Genomic DNA, 18052 nt, shown 5'->3' on the forward strand with positions numbered 1-18052 from the left:
GGGAAATAGAGATGACACACGATAATAAATTGCAGGTTGAAGCTATTAAACGCGGCACGGTAATTGACCATATCCCTGCGCAGATCGGTTTCAAATTATTGTCCTTGTTCAAACTTACCGAGACTGATCAGCGTATTACCATCGGCCTCAATCTGCCTTCTGGTGAGATGGGGCGTAAGGATCTGATCAAAATCGAAAATACCTTTTTGAGTGAAGATCAGGTAGACCAACTGGCTTTGTATGCGCCACAAGCCACGGTTAACCGTATCGACAACTATGAAGTGGTGGGTAAATCGCGCCCCAGCCTGCCGGAGCGCATCGACAATGTGCTGGTCTGCCCGAACAGCAACTGTATCAGCCATGCAGAACCAGTTTCTTCCAGCTTTGCAGTACGAAAACGCGCCAATGACATCGCGCTCAAATGCAAATACTGTGAAAAAGAGTTTTCCCATAATGTGGTACTGGCCAATTAATTGCGGTTGGTAATAAAAGTCTGGCTCCCTATAATAACCGGGACTTTTTACCACTGAATTCAGGAGAAATCATGAGCAAAACTATCGCGACGGAAAATGCACCGGCAGCTATCGGTCCTTACGTACAGGGCGTTGATCTGGGCAATATGATCATCACCTCCGGTCAGATCCCGGTAAATCCGAAAACGGGCGAAGTACCGGCAGACGTCGCAGCACAGGCACGTCAGTCGCTGGATAACGTAAAAGCGATCGTTGAAGCGGCTGGCCTGAAAGTGGGCGACATCGTTAAAACTACCGTGTTTGTGAAAGATCTGAACGACTTCGCAACCGTAAACGCTACTTACGAAGCCTTCTTCACCGAACACAACGCCACCTTCCCGGCACGTTCTTGCGTTGAAGTTGCCCGTCTGCCTAAAGACGTGAAGATTGAGATCGAAGCGATCGCTGTTCGTCGCTAATCTCTACTGAAAGATAATCCAGGTATTGCGCCTGGGTTATCTGATTCAACCAGGGAGGGTTGAAGATGGCTAAACCCCGTTTCACTGACGAACAAATCGCTGAAATTTTACAGCAGTCAAAAGAGGGGGCGTCTAATAAGGAGCTATGTGAACACTATCAATTTAGCGTTAGCACGCTGCGGCGCTGGCAAGAACAGCACACTGAAGGCATCAGAAGCGAATTAAAAAAAACAGAATCCAAAGCGCAAATCGTCTTTCTGGTTTTCTTTGCTATCGCTGTTCTACTGACTCTTATATTTGACAAACCTACAGGTGGATGGGTAATTCCGCCTTTATTAATCTATTGTGTTTATTATATCCGCGAGTATCGCAACATCTCTGGCAGACACATTAAAAAAGAAGACATCTATCTCTCTCGTTCTATTAATAAAAGCCATAGCGCCCTTTATAATTTAAGTTGGACGTTTATTTGTTTTTTTATTTTTGCAGTAATTTATTTTTTTGTTCAGATATTTTCGTAGCAGTCATACCGATATAATACCCGGTGGCAACTAAACCAACGATAAACCAGACTTTGCCCATTGCTGAATGCGCGGGTAAAGTTAGGCTCAAATAATTAAACAACACGTTACGGGATAACAGGATGCAAAATCGGCTGACTATCATAGACATCGCACGCTTAAGCGGCGTGGGGAAATCTACGGTTTCCCGGGTGCTGAATAACGAAAGCGGCGTGAGTCAGCGCACGCGCGAGCGCGTGGAAGCAGTGATGAATCAGCATGGATTTTCCCCTTCCCGCTCCGCACGCGCGATGCGTGGGCAAAGCGATAAAGTCGTCGCCATCATCGTGACCCGTCTGGATTCGTTGTCAGAAAATCTCGCCGTCCAAACCATGCTGCCAGCGTTCTATGAACAAGGTTACGACCCGATCATGATGGAAAGTCAGTTTTCTCCGCAATTAGTTGCCGAACATTTGGGGGTGCTGAAACGGCGTAATATCGACGGCGTAGTGCTGTTCGGTTTTACCGGCATAACCGAAGACATGTTAGCCCACTGGCAGTCATCGCTGGTTCTGCTGGCACGTGACGCAAAAGGCTTTGCTTCGGTCTGTTATGACGACGAAGGGGCAATCAAAATCCTGATGCAACGGCTGTATGACCAGGGGCATCGTAATATCAGTTATCTCGGCGTGCCGCACAGTGACGTGACGACTGGTAAGCGACGTCACGAAGCCTACCTGGCGTTCTGCAAAGCGCATAAACTTCATCCTGTCGCCGCTCTGCCAGGCCTTGCGATGAAGCAAGGTTATGAGAATGTCACAAAAGTGATTACCCCTGAAACCACCGCGTTACTGTGCGCAACCGACACGCTGGCACTTGGCGCAAGTAAATACCTGCAAGAGCAACGCATCGACACCTTGCAACTGGCGAGCGTCGGTAATACACCGTTAATGAAATTCCTCCATCCGGAGATCGTCACCGTTGACCCAGGTTACGCCGAAGCCGGACGCCAGGCGGCCAGCCAGTTAATTGCGCAGGTAACCGGGCGCAGCGAACCGCAACAAATCATCATCCCCGCCACCCTGTCCTGATCGTTTCCTGAACGATAAATTGTGATCTTCGCTGCGTTTCGGGAACGTTCCCGTTTTGAAATTTTTCCGCGCACTATATTCTGCAGCCAACCAAAAATGTCATCTGCCATGGGGCTTTATGATGAGCAAAATAAACCAAACGGATATCGAGCGGTTGATTGAACTGGTCGGAGGGCGCGGCAATATTGCGACGGTGAGCCACTGTATTACTCGCCTGCGCTTTGTCCTCAACCAACCGGCCAATGCCAGACCGAAAGAGATTGAGCAACTCCCCATGGTGAAAGGCTGTTTCACCAATGCCGGGCAATTTCAGGTGGTAATAGGCACCAACGTGGGTGATTACTATCAAGCGCTGATAGCGACGACCGGACAGGCGCAGGTTGATAAAGAGCAGGTGAAAAAAGCCGCCCGGCAGAATATGAAATGGCATGAGCAGTTGATCTCTCATTTCGCGGAGATCTTCTTCCCGCTGCTGCCCGCGTTGATTAGTGGTGGTTTGATCCTCGGTTTTCGCAATGTGATCGGCGATTTGCCCATGAGCAACGGTCAAACGCTGGCGCAAATGTACCCTTCCCTGCAAACGATCTACGATTTTCTATGGTTGATCGGTGAAGCGATCTTCTTCTACCTGCCGGTCGGAATTTGCTGGTCAGCGGTGAAAAAAATGGGCGGCACGCCGATCCTCGGTATCGTGCTTGGCGTGACGCTGGTTTCCCCACAGTTGATGAACGCTTATCTGCTCGGGCAGCAGCTACCGGAAGTATGGAACTTTGGCATGTTCAGCATCGCCAAAGTGGGCTATCAGGCACAGGTTATTCCGGCACTGTTAGCCGGGCTGGCGCTGGGCGTTATAGAAACTCGCCTTAAGCGTATCGTGCCGGATTACCTCTATCTGGTGGTGGTGCCGGTCTGTTCGCTGATCCTCGCGGTCTTCCTCGCCCATGCGCTGATCGGTCCGTTTGGTCGCATGATTGGCGATGGCGTTGCCTTTGCGGTACGTCACCTGATGACCGGCAGCTTTGCCCCCATTGGTGCGGCATTGTTTGGCTTCCTTTACGCACCGCTGGTGATCACCGGCGTACACCAGACCACGCTTGCTATAGATTTGCAGATGATTCAAAGCATGGGTGGCACGCCAGTGTGGCCGCTTATTGCGCTGTCGAATATCGCTCAGGGCTCCGCCGTGATAGGCATTATCATTTCCAGCCGCAAGAGCAATGAACGCGAGATCTCCGTACCTGCCGCTATCTCCGCCTGGCTTGGGGTCACTGAGCCTGCAATGTACGGCATCAACCTGAAATATCGCTTCCCGATGCTGTGCGCGATGATTGGTTCTGGTCTGGCAGGATTGCTATGTGGTCTGAACGGCGTTATGGCGAATGGCATCGGCGTAGGCGGCCTGCCGGGAATTCTCTCTATTCAACCGAGCTACTGGCAAGTGTTTGCGCTGGCAATGGCTATCGCCATCATCATCCCGATTGTACTCACCTCGTTTATCTACCAGCGGAAATACCGCCTGGGCACGCTGGACATTGTTTAATTTTCTTCGGGGCGCAATTGCGCCCCCCTCGCATTTGCAGGAATAACGTAATGACAAATCTTCCCCACTGGTGGCAAAACGGCGTTATCTACCAGATTTATCCCAAGAGTTTTCAGGACACCACGGGTAGCGGCACCGGTGATTTACGTGGCGTTATCCAACGCCTGGACTATCTGCATAACCTGGGCGTCGATGCTATCTGGCTAACCCCCTTTTATGTCTCTCCCCAGGTCGATAACGGATACGACGTAGCGAACTATACGGCGATAGATCCCACTTACGGTACGCTGGACGATTTTGACGAAATGGTGACGCAGGCGAAATCACGCGGCATTCGTATCATTCTCGATATGGTGTTTAATCATACTTCTACCCAACATGCCTGGTTTCGCGAGGCGCTGAGCAAAGAAAGCCCTTACCGTCAGTTTTATATCTGGCGCGATGGTGAACCAGAAACGCCACCGAATAACTGGCGTTCAAAATTTGGCGGTAGTGCGTGGCGCTGGCATGCAGAAAGCGAACAGTACTATTTGCATCTCTTTGCACCAGAACAGGCGGATCTCAACTGGGAGAATCCGACGGTACGCGCAGAACTGAAAAAAGTCTGTGAGTTCTGGGCCGATCGCGGGGTCGATGGGTTACGCCTGGATGTAGTGAATTTGATCTCTAAAGATCTGCATTTTCCTAATGACCTGGATGGCGATGGGCGTCGCTTCTACACCGACGGGCCACGAGCACACGAGTTTTTGCATGAGATGAACCGCGATGTGTTTACGCCTCGCGGTTTAATGACCGTGGGTGAAATGTCCTCCACCAGCCTTGAGCATTGCCAGCGATACGCGGCACTAACAGGCAGTGAATTGTCGATGACCTTTAATTTTCATCACCTGAAGGTCGATTATCCCGGTGGTGAAAAATGGACGCTGGCTAAACCTGACTTTGTGGCGTTGAAAGCATTGTTCCGCCACTGGCAACAAGGAATGCACAACGTGGCATGGAATGCCTTGTTCTGGTGTAACCACGATCAGCCGCGCATTGTTTCTCGTTTTGGTGATGAAGGGGACTACCGCGAACCTGCGGCAAAAATGCTGGCGATGGTGCTGCATGGCATGCAGGGAACGCCATATATCTATCAGGGCGAAGAGATTGGCATGACTAACCCACATTTCACGCGCATTACTGACTATCGCGACGTGGAGAGCCTCAATATGTTTGCCGAACTGCGCAACGATGGGCGTGACGCCGACGAGTTATTGGCAATCCTCGCCAGTAAATCCCGTGACAATAGTCGCACGCCAATGCAATGGAGCAACGGCGATAATGCCGGGTTTACAACGGGTGAACCGTGGATTGGCCTGGGCGATAACTATCAAGAAATCAACGTAGAAGCTGCGCTGGCCGATGAGTTCTCGGTGTTTTACACCTACCAAAAGTTAATCGCACTGCGTAAGCAAGAAGCCGTCCTGACATGGGGCAATTACCAGGATCTGCTGCCAGACAGCCCTGTATTGTGGTGCTATCGCCGTGAATGGAAGGGGCAAACCTTGCTGGTCATTGCCAACCTTAGCCGTGAGATCCAACCCTGGCAGCCAGGGCAAATGCGCGGAAACTGGCAGCTTGTGATGCATAACTACGAAGAAGCCTCAGCACAACCCTGTGCCATGACTTTACGGCCTTTTGAGGCCGTCTGGTGGTTACAGAAGTAAGTATCCGCTAAGCCCCGGTAATACTGGTCATTCCGGGGTTTTGCCTTTCAGTATGTTGTTTTTGTTGATTTTATAATCAAAAAATTCATTAAAAAATTTACATAACGCTGTAGCGCCCGTCATCCGTACGCTCTGCTTTTTACTTTGAGCTACATCAAAAAAAGTTCAAACATCCTTGATGCAAAGCACTATATATAGACTTTAAAATGCGCCCCGACCCAATATGTTGTATTAATCGACTATAATTGCTACTACAACTCCCCACGAAAAAGGTGCGGCGTTGTGGATAAGCGGATGGCGATTGCGGAAAGCGCCGGAAAACGAAACGAAAAAACCGGAAAACACCTTTCCCAATTTCTGTGGATAACCTGTTCTTAAAAATATGGAGCGATCATGACACCGCATGTGATGAAACGAGACGGCTGCAAAGTGCCGTTTAAATCAGAGCGCATCAAAGAAGCGATTCTGCGTGCAGCTAAAGCAGCGGAAGTCGATGATGCAGATTATTGCGCCACTGTTGCCGCGGTTGTCAGCGAGCAGATGCAGGGCCGCAGCCAGGTGGATATCAACGAGATCCAGACCGCCGTTGAAAACCAGCTGATGTCGGGTCCATACAAACAACTGGCTCGTGCTTACATCGAGTACCGTCACGATCGCGACATTGAACGTGAAAAGCGCGGTCGCCTGAATCAGGAGATCCGTGGTCTGGTCGAGCAGACCAACGCCTCGTTGCTCAACGAAAACGCCAACAAAGACAGCAAGGTGATTCCAACCCAGCGCGACCTGCTGGCCGGGATTGTGGCTAAACACTATGCACGTCAGCACCTGCTGCCGCGTGACGTGGTGCAGGCGCATGAGCGTGGCGATATTCACTATCACGATCTCGATTACTCGCCGTTCTTCCCGATGTTCAACTGCATGTTGATCGACCTGAAAGGTATGCTGACCCAGGGCTTTAAGATGGGTAACGCCGAGATTGAACCACCGAAGTCGATCTCTACGGCAACCGCGGTAACAGCGCAGATTATTGCTCAGGTCGCCAGTCATATTTATGGCGGCACCACCATTAACCGTATCGATGAAGTGCTGGCACCGTTTGTCACCGCCAGCTACAACAAACACCGCAAGACCGCAGAAGAGTGGAACATCCCGGACGCCGAAGGCTACGCTAACTCTCGTACCATCAAAGAGTGCTACGATGCCTTCCAGTCGCTGGAGTACGAAGTAAACACCCTGCACACCGCCAACGGTCAAACACCGTTTGTGACCTTTGGTTTTGGTCTGGGCACCAGCTGGGAGTCTCGCCTGATTCAGGAGTCTATCCTGCGTAACCGTATCGCGGGCCTGGGTAAAAACCGCAAAACTGCGGTGTTCCCGAAACTGGTGTTTGCGATTCGCGATGGCCTGAACCATAAAAAAGGCGATCCGAACTACGATATCAAACAGCTGGCGCTGGAGTGTGCAAGCAAGCGCATGTATCCGGATATCCTGAACTACGATCAGGTAGTGAAAGTCACCGGTTCGTTTAAAACCCCGATGGGCTGCCGTAGCTTCCTCGGCGTGTGGGAAAATGAAAACGGCGAACAGATCCACGATGGTCGTAACAACCTCGGCGTGATCAGCCTGAACCTGCCGCGCATTGCGCTGGAAGCGAAAGGCGATGAAGCCACCTTCTGGAAGCTGCTGGATGAACGTCTGGTGCTGGCACGTAAGGCGCTGATGACCCGTATCGCTCGTCTCGAAGGCGTTAAAGCGCGCGTGGCCCCGATCCTCTATATGGAAGGTGCTTGTGGCGTTCGTCTGAATGCTGACGACGACGTTTCTGAAATCTTCAAAAACGGTCGTGCGTCTATTTCGCTGGGTTACATCGGCATCCACGAAACCATCAACGCGCTGTTCGGCGGCAAGCATGTGTATGACAATGAGCAGCTTCGCGCGAAAGGTATCACGATTGTTGAACGTCTGCGTCAGGCGGTGGATCAGTGGAAAGAAGAAACGGGTTACGGTTTTAGCCTTTACAGCACGCCAAGTGAAAACCTGTGCGACCGCTTCTGCCGTCTCGATACCGCGGAGTTTGGCGTGGTGCCGGGCGTGACTGATAAAGGTTACTACACCAACAGTTTCCACCTCGATGTCGAGAAGAAGGTGAACCCGTACGACAAGATCGACTTTGAAGCGCCTTACCCGCCGCTGGCGAACGGTGGCTTCATTTGCTACGGCGAATATCCAAACATTCAGCACAACCTGAAGGCGCTGGAAGATGTCTGGGATTACAGCTATCAGCATGTACCGTATTACGGCACCAACACGCCGATCGATGAATGCTATGAGTGTGGCTTTACCGGCGAGTTTGAGTGCACCAGCAAAGGCTTCACTTGTCCGAAATGTGGTAACCATGACACCTCCCGTGTGTCGGTGACTCGTCGCGTGTGCGGATATTTAGGTAGCCCGGATGCGCGTCCGTTTAACGCCGGCAAGCAGGAAGAAGTTAAGCGCCGCGTTAAACATTTGGGAAATGGGCAGATAGGTTGATCTTCACTCTGCGCTAAGCAAATGCCGGATGTGATGTGAAAGCGTCGCATCCGGCGTTGATTGCCGGATGCGGCGTAAACGCCTTATCCGGCCTACAAATCCTACAAATTCCAGACTGTAGCAACGGCTGTAGGCCTGATAAGACGCGACAGCGTCGCATCAGGCATTGATTGCCGGATGCGGCGTAAACGCCTTATCCGGCCTACACGCGGACTGATAAGCCAGGCGAAATAATGAATTATCATCAGTACTATCCTGTCGACATCGTCAACGGCCCCGGCACTCGTTGCACCCTGTTTGTCTCCGGGTGTATTCATGAATGCCCTGGTTGCTATAACAAAAGCACCTGGCGGGTAAATTCCGGTCAGCCATTTACCAAAGAAATGGAAGACCAGATCATCAACGATCTGAATGACACCCGCATCAAACGCCAGGGTATTTCCCTCTCTGGCGGCGACCCGCTACATCCGCAAAACGTGCCGGATATTCTGAAGCTGGTACAACGCATCCGCGCCGAGTGCCCTGGTAAAGACATCTGGGTATGGACAGGCTATAAACTCGACGAACTCAACGCGACGCAAATGCAAGTTGTTGATTTGATTAACGTTCTGGTCGACGGCAAGTTTATGCAGGATTTAAAAGACCCTTCCCTGATCTGGCGCGGCAGCAGCAATCAGGTGGTGCATCATTTGCGTTAATCACTCTTCCAGTCGGACCTTACTGGCCTCTTGTGGATTAGCCAGTCGTTCCCTGACAGTGCGTAACAAAGCTTCTTCACTATCACTGACAGTGAGCGTTTTTACCGGCATTCGCCCGTTTTCCGCAACGTACTGAAACAGCAGCCGTACTGCTTCGGTAGGCGTGATATTTAATTTTTCCAGCACCGCATAAGCCTCATTTTTCAGTTTGTCATCCAGGCGGACGTTAAGTGTGGCCATTATGCCTCCGGTAATTATGAAAAGTGTAATGCATTATAGCATTACATATGCATTACATTCATTTCTGGAAAACGCCTCGCAAAAATGAGGACGACACGCAGGAATATGCCGTAGTGAAAAGAGATTTTGCGGTGATTTTACAAAGGGAGACGAGAGCGTTGGGCGGCGATGCTTCACCGCCCAATGAGGAATTAACGATACTTCTTGTGATATGAATTGCGGGTCGTTTTCAGTTGCTCTGCGGCAGCCTGCGCTTCTTTTACTTTACCTTCATTAGCCAGCTTCAGCGCGTCGTCAATCTGACCGACCAGAATGTCGAAACCGTGGCGGAAGTCTTTCATCTCCGGGCTGTCTGGCGATTTGCCTTCGAGCTTGGGCGGCGTTGCTTTTTGCGCATCCAGCGCCGCTGCGCGCATTTTGGTTAACGCGTCTTTGACTTGCGCCGCGTTATCGGCTTTTTCGACCACTTTTAAATTGTCGTTGAGGGTTTCCATATTGTCTTCAAGATCAGCGGCAAACGACGCCGAACTTAATACCAACGAGGAGACTGCAAGAATAGCTAACAGGCTTTTACGCATTGCTCACTTCCTTTTTCTTATTAAGATTTGGCGCGGCAGGTCGCGCCTTTTTTTACTGCCCGGCGATTTTCATCTCCGGCAACAGCACAGAACCACACTGTATATTGCTGCGTGTTTCAATATCGTTACCGACGGTGACAATATTGCGCCACATATCTTTTAAATTACCTGCGATGGTGATTTCGCTAACCGGATACTGAATTTCGCCATTCTCTACCCAGAAGCCCGCAGCACCACGGGAATAATCACCGGTAATGGCACTCACGCCCTGGCCCATCAGCTCCGTCACCACCAGCCCGGTGCCCATCTCTTTGAGCATTTGTTCGAAGCTTAGCCCTTGCCCGGCAATCCGCCAATTATGAATACCACCCGCATGTCCGGTGCTTTTCAGCCCCAGTTTGCGCGCGGAATAGCTGGTCAGCAGCCACTGGGTCAGAATGCCATCTTTAATAATATCGCGACGCTCGGTGCGCACACCTTCGCTGTCGAATGGCGTCGATGCCAGCCCTTTCAGCAAATGCGGATGCTCTTCAATAGTCAGCCAATCCGGTAGAATTTGTTTACCCAGCGAATCCAGCAGGAAGGTGGATTTACGGTAGACCGATCCACCCGCTATCGCCCCAACCAGATGGCCAAAAAGCCCGGTTGCCACTTCATTGGCAAAAATTACCGGTGCTTTCATGGTGGAAAGTTTACGCGGTGACAGGCGCGATAAAGTACGGCGAGCACAGTCGGCCCCGACCCACTCTGGCGTTTGCAGATCGCTCATCGCGCGACCAATGGTGTAGGCGTAATCACGCTCCATATCGCCATTTTCTTCGGCAATTACGCAGCTTGAGAGTGAATGACGCGTTGAGCAATAACCCTGCAACATGCCGTGGCTGTTGCCAAAAACTTTTACGCCGTAGTGGCTGTTAAAACTGCCGCCTTCGGTATTGGTGATGCGTTTATCCGCCTGTAATGCTGCCTGTTCTGCGCGAGCAGCCAGTTCAATAGCTTCATCCGGGGAAACTTCCGCAGGGTGGAATAAGTCGAGATCCGGTGCGTCAAAGGCCAGCAGCTCTTTGTCTGCCACGCCGGCACAGGGATCTGGCGAGGTATAACGGGCAATATCCAGCGCTGCCTGTACGGTGCGGGCAATGGCCTGCGGACTTAAATCGGTAGACGATGCGCTGCCTTTGCGGTTCTGGTGATAAACAGTGATCCCCAGCGCGCCATCGCTATTGAATTCGACATTCTCCACTTCGCCATATCGCGTGCTAACGCTAATGCCGGTGGTCTTGCTGACGGCAACTTCCGCACCGTCCGATTTGCCTGAGGCCAACTCCAGCGCAGTGGAAACTGCGTCTTCCAGAATCTTGCGCTGCGCTTCAACTTGAGAGATTACTTTCATTGCAAGTGCCATAATGTAGAGAGTTTCTCTGAAGTCTAACAGAGAACCGTTTTTCAGTGCGCATCTTAACTGGTAACATTAGCCTCTTTTTTTAAGGAGCCTGAGATGACTAAGCAGCCCGAAGACTGGCTCGACGACGTTCCCGGTGATGACATCGAAGACGAAGACGATGAAATTATCTGGGTCAGTAAAAGTGAAATTAAACGTGATGCCGAGGAGCTAAAACGCCTTGGCGCAGAAATTGTTGATCTGGGGAAAAACGCGCTGGATAAGATCCCGTTAGACACGGATCTGCGCGCGGCTATTGAGCTCACCCAGCGTATTAAGATGGAAGGTCGCCGCCGCCAGTTGCAGCTCATCGGTAAGATGCTGCGCCAGCGCGACGTAGAACCGATCCGTCAGGCGCTGGATAAGCTGAAAAATCGCCACAACCAGCAGGTGGTGTTGTTCCATAAACTGGAAAACCTGCGCGATCGTCTGATCGACCAGGGTGATGACGCCATTGCTGAAGTATTAAATCTGTGGCCCGATGCCGATCGTCAGCAACTGCGTACTCTGATCCGCAACGCGAAGAAAGAGAAAGAAGGGAATAAGCCGCCGAAATCCGCGCGCCAGATTTTCCAATATCTGCGTGAGTTAGCGGAAAACGAAGGGTAATTTTCGTTGTTGATGTGAGTATGGTTTGCCGGATGCGGCGTGAACGCCTTATCCGGCAATACTATCTCAGGCTGAGGCCGAATTACTGCGCGGCTTCCGCTTTCTTCGCTAGTCCATCCAGCAGTTTCTGATGAATACCACCAAAACCGCCGTTACTCATCACCAGAATGTGATCGCCCGGCTGAGCGGTTTTCACCACCATATCTGCCAGCGTATCAACATCGCCGCTCCAGTGTGCAGGCTGAACGCAGGCTTCTGCCACTTCTGCGACCTGCCACGGAATATGCGCCGGTTGCAGTAAGAAGACTTCATCGGCACGACCTAACGACGGTGCCAAATCGTCTTTGCAGATCCCCATTTTCATGGTATTCGAGCGCGGTTCCAGCACGGCAATAATGCGCGCCGTACCGCCAACTTTGCCACGCAGCGCCGCCAGCGTTGCCAGAATCGCCGTCGGGTGATGGGCAAAATCGTCATACACCGTCACGCCATTTGCTTCACCGCGCAACTCCAGACGACGACGAGCGTTAATAAACGAACCCAGCGCGTTAGCAGCATCTGCTGGCGCTACGCCAACATGACGGGCCGCCGCAATCGCCATCAGGCCGTTGTGCATATTATGTTCGCCCACCAGCGACCATTTCACTTCGCCCACTTTTTCGCCATCCAGCAAGACTTCCCATTCGGAAGCGTCAGTGGTCAGCTTTTTCGCCTGCCAGTGCCCCTGCTCGCCCACCAGCTCCTGCTCGCTCCAGCAGCCCATCGCCATGGTCTGTTTCAGGTTGATGTCGTTTTCAGGCCAGATAATACGCCCCTGCCCCGGAACGATACGCACCAGATGGTGGAACTGTTTCTGGATCGCTTTCAGGTCGTCAAAGATATCTGCATGATCGAACTCAAGGTTGTTGAGGATCAGCGTACGCGGGCAGTAGTGGACAAATTTAGAGCGTTTGTCGAAGAAGGCACAGTCATACTCATCCGCTTCAATAACAAAGAAGTCACTTTCGCCCAGACGCGCCGAAACCTCAAAGTTCCCCGGCACACCACCAATCACAAATCCCGGTTTGTAACCGCACTGTTCCAGAATCCAGGTCGTCATTCCCGCGGTGGTGGTTTTGCCGTGTGTACCGGCAACGGCCAACACCCAGCGGTCGCGCAGCACAAAATCGTGCAACCACTGTGGACCTGACATATAAGGGATGTTTTTTTCCAGTACCGCTTCCACACACGGATTTCCACGGGTCATGGCGTTGCCAATAATCACCAGATCCGGCTGTGGATCGAGCTGGCTGGCATCGTAACCCTGAATCAGTTCAATGCCTTGCTTCTCAAGTAAGGTGCTCATCGGCGGATACACATTGGCGTCCGAACCCGTTACTTCATGGCCTAACTGGCGCGCCAGCATCGCCAGACCGCCCATAAACGTGCCACAAATTCCTAAAATATGAATGCGCATACGTCACTATCCTTTTTTAATCTGCCGTTCATTTTACGCATATGTCGGGCAACTGAGAAACGCATTTCAGGATAATCCGTAATTTGCTGGCGCGATTCACCTGAGCGCAACATTCAGATTATTTGTTAAGATTGTGGCGGTCGCTTTACTCTATAATCATTGCAGGGAAAGTTTTATGAAAACGTTAGGTGAATTTATTGTCGAAAAGCAGCACGAGTTTTCTCATGCTACCGGTGAGCTCACTGCTTTGCTGTCGGCAATAAAACTGGGCGCCAAGATTATCCATCGCGATATCAACAAAGCAGGACTGGTTGATATCCTGGGTGCCAGCGGTGCTGAGAATGTGCAGGGTGAGGTTCAGCAGAAACTCGACTTGTTCGCTAATGAAAAATTGAAAGCCGCACTGAAAGCGCGCGATATCGTTGCGGGCATTGCATCCGAAGAAGAAGATGGGATTGTCGTCTTTGATGGCTGTGAACACGCAAAATACGTTGTGCTGATGGACCCTCTGGATGGCTCGTCCAACATCGATGTTAACGTCTCTGTCGGTACCATTTTCTCCATCTACCGCCGCGTTACACCTGTTGGCACGCCGGTAACGGAAGAAGATTTCCTCCAGCCTGGTAACAAACAAGTTGCGGCAGGTTACGTGGTATACGGCTCATCTACCATGCTGGTTTACACCACTGGCTGCGGCGTCCACGCCTTTACTTATGATCCGTCACTCGGCGTTTTCTGCCTGTGCCAGGAAAAAATGCGTTTCCCGGAGAAAGGCTCAACCTACTCCATCAACGAAGGGAACTACATTAAGTTTCCGAACGGGGTGAAGAAGTACATTAAATTCTGCCAGGAAGAAGATAAGTCCACCAACCGTCCATATACCTCACGTTATATCGGTTCACTGGTCGCAGATTTCCACCGTAACCTGCTGAAAGGTGGGATTTATCTCTACCCAAGCACCGCCAGCCACCCGGACGGTAAACTGCGTTTGCTGTATGAGTGCAACCCGATGGCATTCCTGGCGGAACAAGCGGGCGGTAAAGCGAGCGATGGCAAAGAGCGTATTCTGGATATCATCCCGGAAACCCTGCACCAGCGCCGTTCATTCTTCGTTGGCAATGACCATATGGTTGAAGATGTCGAACGCTTTATCCGTGAGTTCCCGGACGCGTAATCTCCTGCGCCTCTCCACACGGAGAGGCGTTATTATTCCTGCGCAATATTGATTCTTGTCACTGGCGAACTCTGACGATTCTCCCACAGCACCGTTAACCCACGCTGTAAGGCAATAAAAATGAATAACAAAATACCGATGGCGATTTTCGTCCACCAGGAGCTTAGCGTGCCATCAAAGTTGATATAAGTCTGAATGAGCCCCTGAATCGCCACGCCAAAAAGCGTTCCCAGCACCGTTCCTACCCCACCACTTAACAACGTACCGCCAATCACTACTGAGGCGATAGCGTCCAGTTCCACACCTACGCCCGCCAGCGCATATCCGGCCTGGGTATAAATCGAGAAGACTATCCCCGCCAGCGTTGCCAGCCCGGTGGAGAGCATATAAATGCGGATAGTGGTGCTGCGAGTGGAAATCCCCATCAGGTTCGCCGACGTCGCGTTGCCACCAATGGCATATACCTGATTACCAAAACGAGTACGATGCGCGAGAAATATGCCGATTACCACCACTGCCAGCATCAGCAACCCCATCGCGCTTAAGCGACCACCGCCGGGGATTTTCCACGCCAGGCTTGAAAGCGTGTCATAAATGGGATGGTTTATCGGGATCGACTCTTCCGAAACGAGATAGCTAACGCCACGCAAAAAGAACATCCCTGCCAGGGTAATGATGAACGCGGGGATCTTCAGCGCGTCAATCAGAAGCCCCATAAATGCGCCGAAGGCACAGCCCATCACCAGCACCAGTGGAAACGCCAGCAGCGGCGAGAGGCCGAAATCGCCAATCACTTTTGCCAGAAACACACCAGTAAAGGCGATCACCGAACCGACGGAGAGATCAATCCCACCGGAGAGGATCACAAAAGTCATGCCGACGGCGATGATCCCAAGAAAGGCGTTATCGGTCAGGATATTGCAGATCACTCTTGTGGAAGCAAAACCGGGGAACTGCGTCAGGCAGTAGAGATAGCCCAGCACAAAGACGCCGATGGTGATCATAAGCGGCAGGTTACGTTTTATCACGTCTACGCACTCCTTTAATCAGACTTATAAAGCGTTGCGACTGAACAATCAGTACGCAAAGCACCACCACCGCTTTCACCACCTGGTTCATCTCCGGCGGAAAGCCAGAAAGCAAGATCCCGGTGTTCATTCCCTGAATAATCAGCGCACCCACCACCGAGAGCAGCAGGTTAAAGCGTCCGCCCATCAGCGATCCACCGCCAATCACCACCGCAAGAATGGCGTCCAGCTCCAGCCATAATCCGGCGTTATTGGCATCGGCACCGCGAATATCCGCCGCCACGATAATGCCCGCAATCGCCGCACATAGCCCGCTCAACACGTAGGTGAGCATGACGATGATCCGCGTGTTGACTCCGGCATTTTTTGCCGCCCGAATGTTGATACCAACAGCTTCGATAAACATCCCCAGTGCCGTTTTGCGGGTCAACAGCCAGAACAGAAGAAGCGTCAGCACCGCAATAATGACTGGCGTTGGCAGGAACAACAGCGATCCACTGCCAAACCATGAGAGATCCGGCGAGTTAAACGTGACGATCTGCCCGGAGGTGATCAGTTGCGCCACGCCGCGCCCGGCGACCATCAGGATCAAGGTGGCGACAAACGGCTGAATTTTGAGGATCGCTACCAGTATGCCGTTCCACAATCCCGCCAGGATGCCAGTGCCCAGGGCGCTTAACAAAACAATTGGCAGGCTGAATCCCGCGACCGTCATCGCAGCCGTTGTGGCTCCGGCGATAGCCATCACCGCCCCTACGGAGAGATCGATACCACCGGTGGCGATAACGAGCGTCATGCCAATCACCAGTAGCGCAACCGGGGCGGCGCGATTAAGAATGTCGATGGGGCTACCGAACAAACGCCCATCCTGAAGCACGACCTGCCAGAAATGCGGGGCCACCAGGCTATCGACCAGCAGCACCAGCAATAGCGCCGCCAGCTGCGGCATTCCCGTTGGCCAGCGAAAGCGCCTTTTCGACGGCGTAGTGTCCGGGAGAGATTGAGGCATCACACAGTTCTCCTTACGCCGCAATGGCGTTCATGATCGCCGGAACGGAAAGCTCTGCCAGCGGGATCTCCGCAACCTGTTTGCGATCGCGCATGATAATCACCCGGTCGGCATAGCCCACCAGTTCTTCCAGTTCGGAGGAGATCACCAGCAGCGCCAGACCATCGGCGCATAGCGTTTCAATCAGGCGGATGATCTCAGCGTGGGCACCAACATCAATGCCGCGCGTTGGCTCGTCGAGGATCAGAAATTGTGGACGAGTCAGCAGCCAGCGAGAGAGCAGCACTTTTTGCTGATTGCCACCGGAGAGAAACTCAATCGGCTGTTCGGTGGAAGGTGTGCGAATGCCAAGCTGGCGGATAAAGCGTTCGGCAATCTCTTGCTGTTCTTTGCGCGAAATCGGCCGTAACCAGCCGCGCTGGGCCTGGAGAGCGAGGATGATATTTTCCCGCACCGAGGCGGCGGCGATGATGCCATCGGTTTTCCTGTCTTCCGGGCAGAAGCCGATACCCAGTACCGACGCCTGATGTGGGGATCGCAGGGTTTGCTGTTTGCCTTTGATCAACGCCGTGCCGCTGTCAGCAGGTTTGATACCGAAGATCACTTCGGCGGTTTCGGTACGTCCGGATCCCAGCAGACCTGCCAGTCCGACGATCTCGCCGGGGCGCACTTCGAGATCGAACGGTGCGATTGTTCCTTTTTTGCCGTAATTTTTGAACGCGGCAACGGGTTTGTCGCTTAACAATGTTCGCCCGGCACGCTGCAGCGCGTGGGTGTCCAGTTCGCGCCCCAGCATCATTTTTACCAGTTCGATCTGCGGTAGCTCGCGGGTTTCCCGACAGCCAACAAAACTGCCGTTGCGTAAGACAGTGATCCGATCGCTGACCTGATAGACCTGATCGAGAAAGTGAGTGACAAAGATCAGGCTGACGCCGCGATCGCGCAACTGATGCATCAGGCCAAACAGTAACTCTACTTCCTGAGTGTCGAGGCTGGCGGTGGGTTCATCGAGGATCAGCACTTTGGCGGAGAGATCAATGGCCCGACAAATGGCGACGATTTGCTGCATCGCGACTGAAAAGCGGTTGAGCGGTTCCCGCACGTCGAGGGAGAAACCGTAAGATGCCATCAGTTCAGTGGCGCGCTTTTCCATCTCTTTACGGCGTAGAAGGCCGAAACGTTTGGGTTCGCGACCTATGAATAGATTATCAGCAACCGACATATTGGGTAGCAGGTTGACTTCCTGATAGACGGTGCCGATGCCTAGCTGTTGTGCGTGGGCGGTGTTTTTCGGTGAGATAGCCTGACCTTCCAGCCATATGGTGCCGCGATCGGCGTGGTAAACGCCGGTTAATGCTTTGATTAGCGTTGATTTTCCCGCCCCGTTTTCACCGAGCAGCGCCATGATTTCACCACGGCGCAGGCTGAAATCAACGTTGTCTAACGCTTTGACGCCGGGGAAAAATTTACTTAATCCTTCGGTGTGGAGGATTTCCAGGTGTTGGTTAGTATTCATAGT

At 52.2% G+C, this 18052-nt stretch carries 17 protein-coding genes; 10 read left to right on the forward strand and 7 right to left on the reverse strand.

Going from position 1 to position 18052, the window contains the following annotated elements; translation table 11 throughout:
• Nucleotides 1-11 precede the first annotated feature (11 nt).
• From pyrI to nrdG, 8 genes are all read left to right on the forward strand, one after another.
• The gene (gene pyrI / locus K0335_RS08750; RefSeq protein WP_000148581.1) at nucleotides 12-473 is read left to right on the forward strand and encodes an aspartate carbamoyltransferase regulatory subunit; all 462 of its coding nucleotides are present in this window, start codon (nucleotides 12-14) and stop codon (nucleotides 471-473) included.
• 71 nt (nucleotides 474-544) lie between these two features.
• Complete coding sequence (gene ridA, locus K0335_RS08755; protein WP_000047539.1) at nucleotides 545-931, forward strand: 2-iminobutanoate/2-iminopropanoate deaminase; 387 nt, start codon at nucleotides 545-547, stop codon at nucleotides 929-931.
• 65 nt (nucleotides 932-996) lie between these two features.
• Nucleotides 997-1452 carry a transposase gene (locus tag K0335_RS08760; protein WP_104919906.1) on the forward strand — a complete coding sequence of 152 codons (456 nt, stop codon included), beginning with the start codon at nucleotides 997-999 and terminating at the stop codon, nucleotides 1450-1452.
• Nucleotides 1453-1574: 122 nt separating this feature from the next.
• Nucleotides 1575-2522, forward strand: a complete 948-nt coding sequence (treR, locus tag K0335_RS08765) for a trehalose operon repressor TreR (RefSeq protein ID WP_046076414.1) — start codon at nucleotides 1575-1577, stop codon at nucleotides 2520-2522.
• A 118-nt stretch (nucleotides 2523-2640) separates the two neighbouring features.
• Nucleotides 2641-4062 (forward strand): PTS trehalose transporter subunit IIBC, encoded by a 1422-nt coding sequence (gene treB / locus K0335_RS08770; RefSeq protein ID WP_072274311.1) that lies wholly within the window; start codon nucleotides 2641-2643, stop codon nucleotides 4060-4062.
• A gap of 50 nt (nucleotides 4063-4112) precedes the next feature.
• Nucleotides 4113-5768 carry an alpha,alpha-phosphotrehalase gene (gene treC, locus K0335_RS08775; RefSeq protein WP_046076416.1) on the forward strand — a complete coding sequence of 552 codons (1656 nt, stop codon included), beginning with the start codon at nucleotides 4113-4115 and terminating at the stop codon, nucleotides 5766-5768.
• 393 nt (nucleotides 5769-6161) lie between these two features.
• Nucleotides 6162-8300: an anaerobic ribonucleoside-triphosphate reductase gene (gene nrdD, locus K0335_RS08780; RefSeq protein ID WP_219393793.1), complete on the forward strand. Its 2139-nt coding sequence runs from the start codon at nucleotides 6162-6164 to the stop codon at nucleotides 8298-8300.
• Nucleotides 8301-8533: 233 nt separating this feature from the next.
• Nucleotides 8534-8998 (forward strand): anaerobic ribonucleoside-triphosphate reductase-activating protein, encoded by a 465-nt coding sequence (gene nrdG / locus K0335_RS08785; protein WP_219393794.1) that lies wholly within the window; start codon nucleotides 8534-8536, stop codon nucleotides 8996-8998.
• On the opposite strand, the gene K0335_RS08790 is transcribed toward nrdG, so the two are convergent.
• The 3 genes from K0335_RS08790 to pmbA all read right to left on the reverse strand — a co-directional run bounded on the left by K0335_RS08790 (nucleotide 8999) and on the right by pmbA (nucleotide 11221).
• Entirely contained in the window at nucleotides 8999-9238 is a 240-nt protein-coding gene (locus tag K0335_RS08790) for a type II toxin-antitoxin system RelB/DinJ family antitoxin (protein WP_000212716.1), read from the reverse strand.
• Between the two features lie 191 nt (nucleotides 9239-9429).
• Nucleotides 9430-9816 carry a cytochrome b562 gene (cybC, locus tag K0335_RS08795; protein WP_001232264.1) on the reverse strand — a complete coding sequence of 129 codons (387 nt, stop codon included), beginning with the start codon at nucleotides 9814-9816 and terminating at the stop codon, nucleotides 9430-9432.
• A gap of 52 nt (nucleotides 9817-9868) precedes the next feature.
• Nucleotides 9869-11221 carry a metalloprotease PmbA gene (gene pmbA / locus K0335_RS08800; protein ID WP_001162157.1) on the reverse strand — a complete coding sequence of 451 codons (1353 nt, stop codon included), beginning with the start codon at nucleotides 11219-11221 and terminating at the stop codon, nucleotides 9869-9871.
• A gap of 93 nt (nucleotides 11222-11314) precedes the next feature.
• Here pmbA and yjgA point away from each other — a divergent pair, with 93 nt between their 5' ends.
• Nucleotides 11315-11866 carry a ribosome biogenesis factor YjgA gene (gene yjgA, locus K0335_RS08805; RefSeq protein ID WP_219393795.1) on the forward strand — a complete coding sequence of 184 codons (552 nt, stop codon included), beginning with the start codon at nucleotides 11315-11317 and terminating at the stop codon, nucleotides 11864-11866.
• Between the two features lie 82 nt (nucleotides 11867-11948).
• Here the strand turns inward: yjgA and mpl are convergent, their stop codons facing one another.
• A complete protein-coding gene (mpl, locus tag K0335_RS08810) occupies nucleotides 11949-13322 on the reverse strand; it encodes a UDP-N-acetylmuramate:L-alanyl-gamma-D-glutamyl-meso-diaminopimelate ligase (protein ID WP_001219809.1) in 1374 nt (457 codons plus the stop codon).
• A gap of 175 nt (nucleotides 13323-13497) precedes the next feature.
• Between mpl and fbp the strand changes: the two genes are divergently transcribed.
• On the forward strand, nucleotides 13498-14496 hold the full coding sequence (gene fbp, locus K0335_RS08815; RefSeq protein ID WP_000853758.1) for a class 1 fructose-bisphosphatase: 999 nt from the start codon (nucleotides 13498-13500) through the stop codon (nucleotides 14494-14496).
• A gap of 32 nt (nucleotides 14497-14528) precedes the next feature.
• Here the strand turns inward: fbp and yjfF are convergent, their stop codons facing one another.
• The 3 genes from yjfF to ytfR are packed head-to-tail and all read right to left on the reverse strand — an operon-like array spanning nucleotide 14529 to nucleotide 18049.
• On the reverse strand, nucleotides 14529-15524 hold the full coding sequence (yjfF, locus tag K0335_RS08820) for a galactofuranose ABC transporter, permease protein YjfF (protein WP_000596013.1): 996 nt from the start codon (nucleotides 15522-15524) through the stop codon (nucleotides 14529-14531).
• Nucleotides 15511-16533, reverse strand: coding sequence for a galactofuranose ABC transporter, ATP-binding protein YtfT (gene ytfT / locus K0335_RS08825; RefSeq protein WP_219393808.1), 1023 nt, complete (start codon nucleotides 16531-16533; stop codon nucleotides 15511-15513). Before ytfT ends, yjfF begins: the two co-directional genes overlap by 14 nt.
• Nucleotides 16534-16546: 13 nt before the next feature.
• A complete protein-coding gene (gene ytfR / locus K0335_RS08830) occupies nucleotides 16547-18049 on the reverse strand; it encodes a galactofuranose ABC transporter, ATP-binding protein YtfR (protein ID WP_104919903.1) in 1503 nt (500 codons plus the stop codon).
• Nucleotides 18050-18052 lie beyond the last annotated feature (3 nt).

The organism is Escherichia sp. GZ89 (assembly GCF_019366485.1).
Lineage (GTDB): Bacteria > Pseudomonadota > Gammaproteobacteria > Enterobacterales > Enterobacteriaceae > Escherichia > Escherichia fergusonii.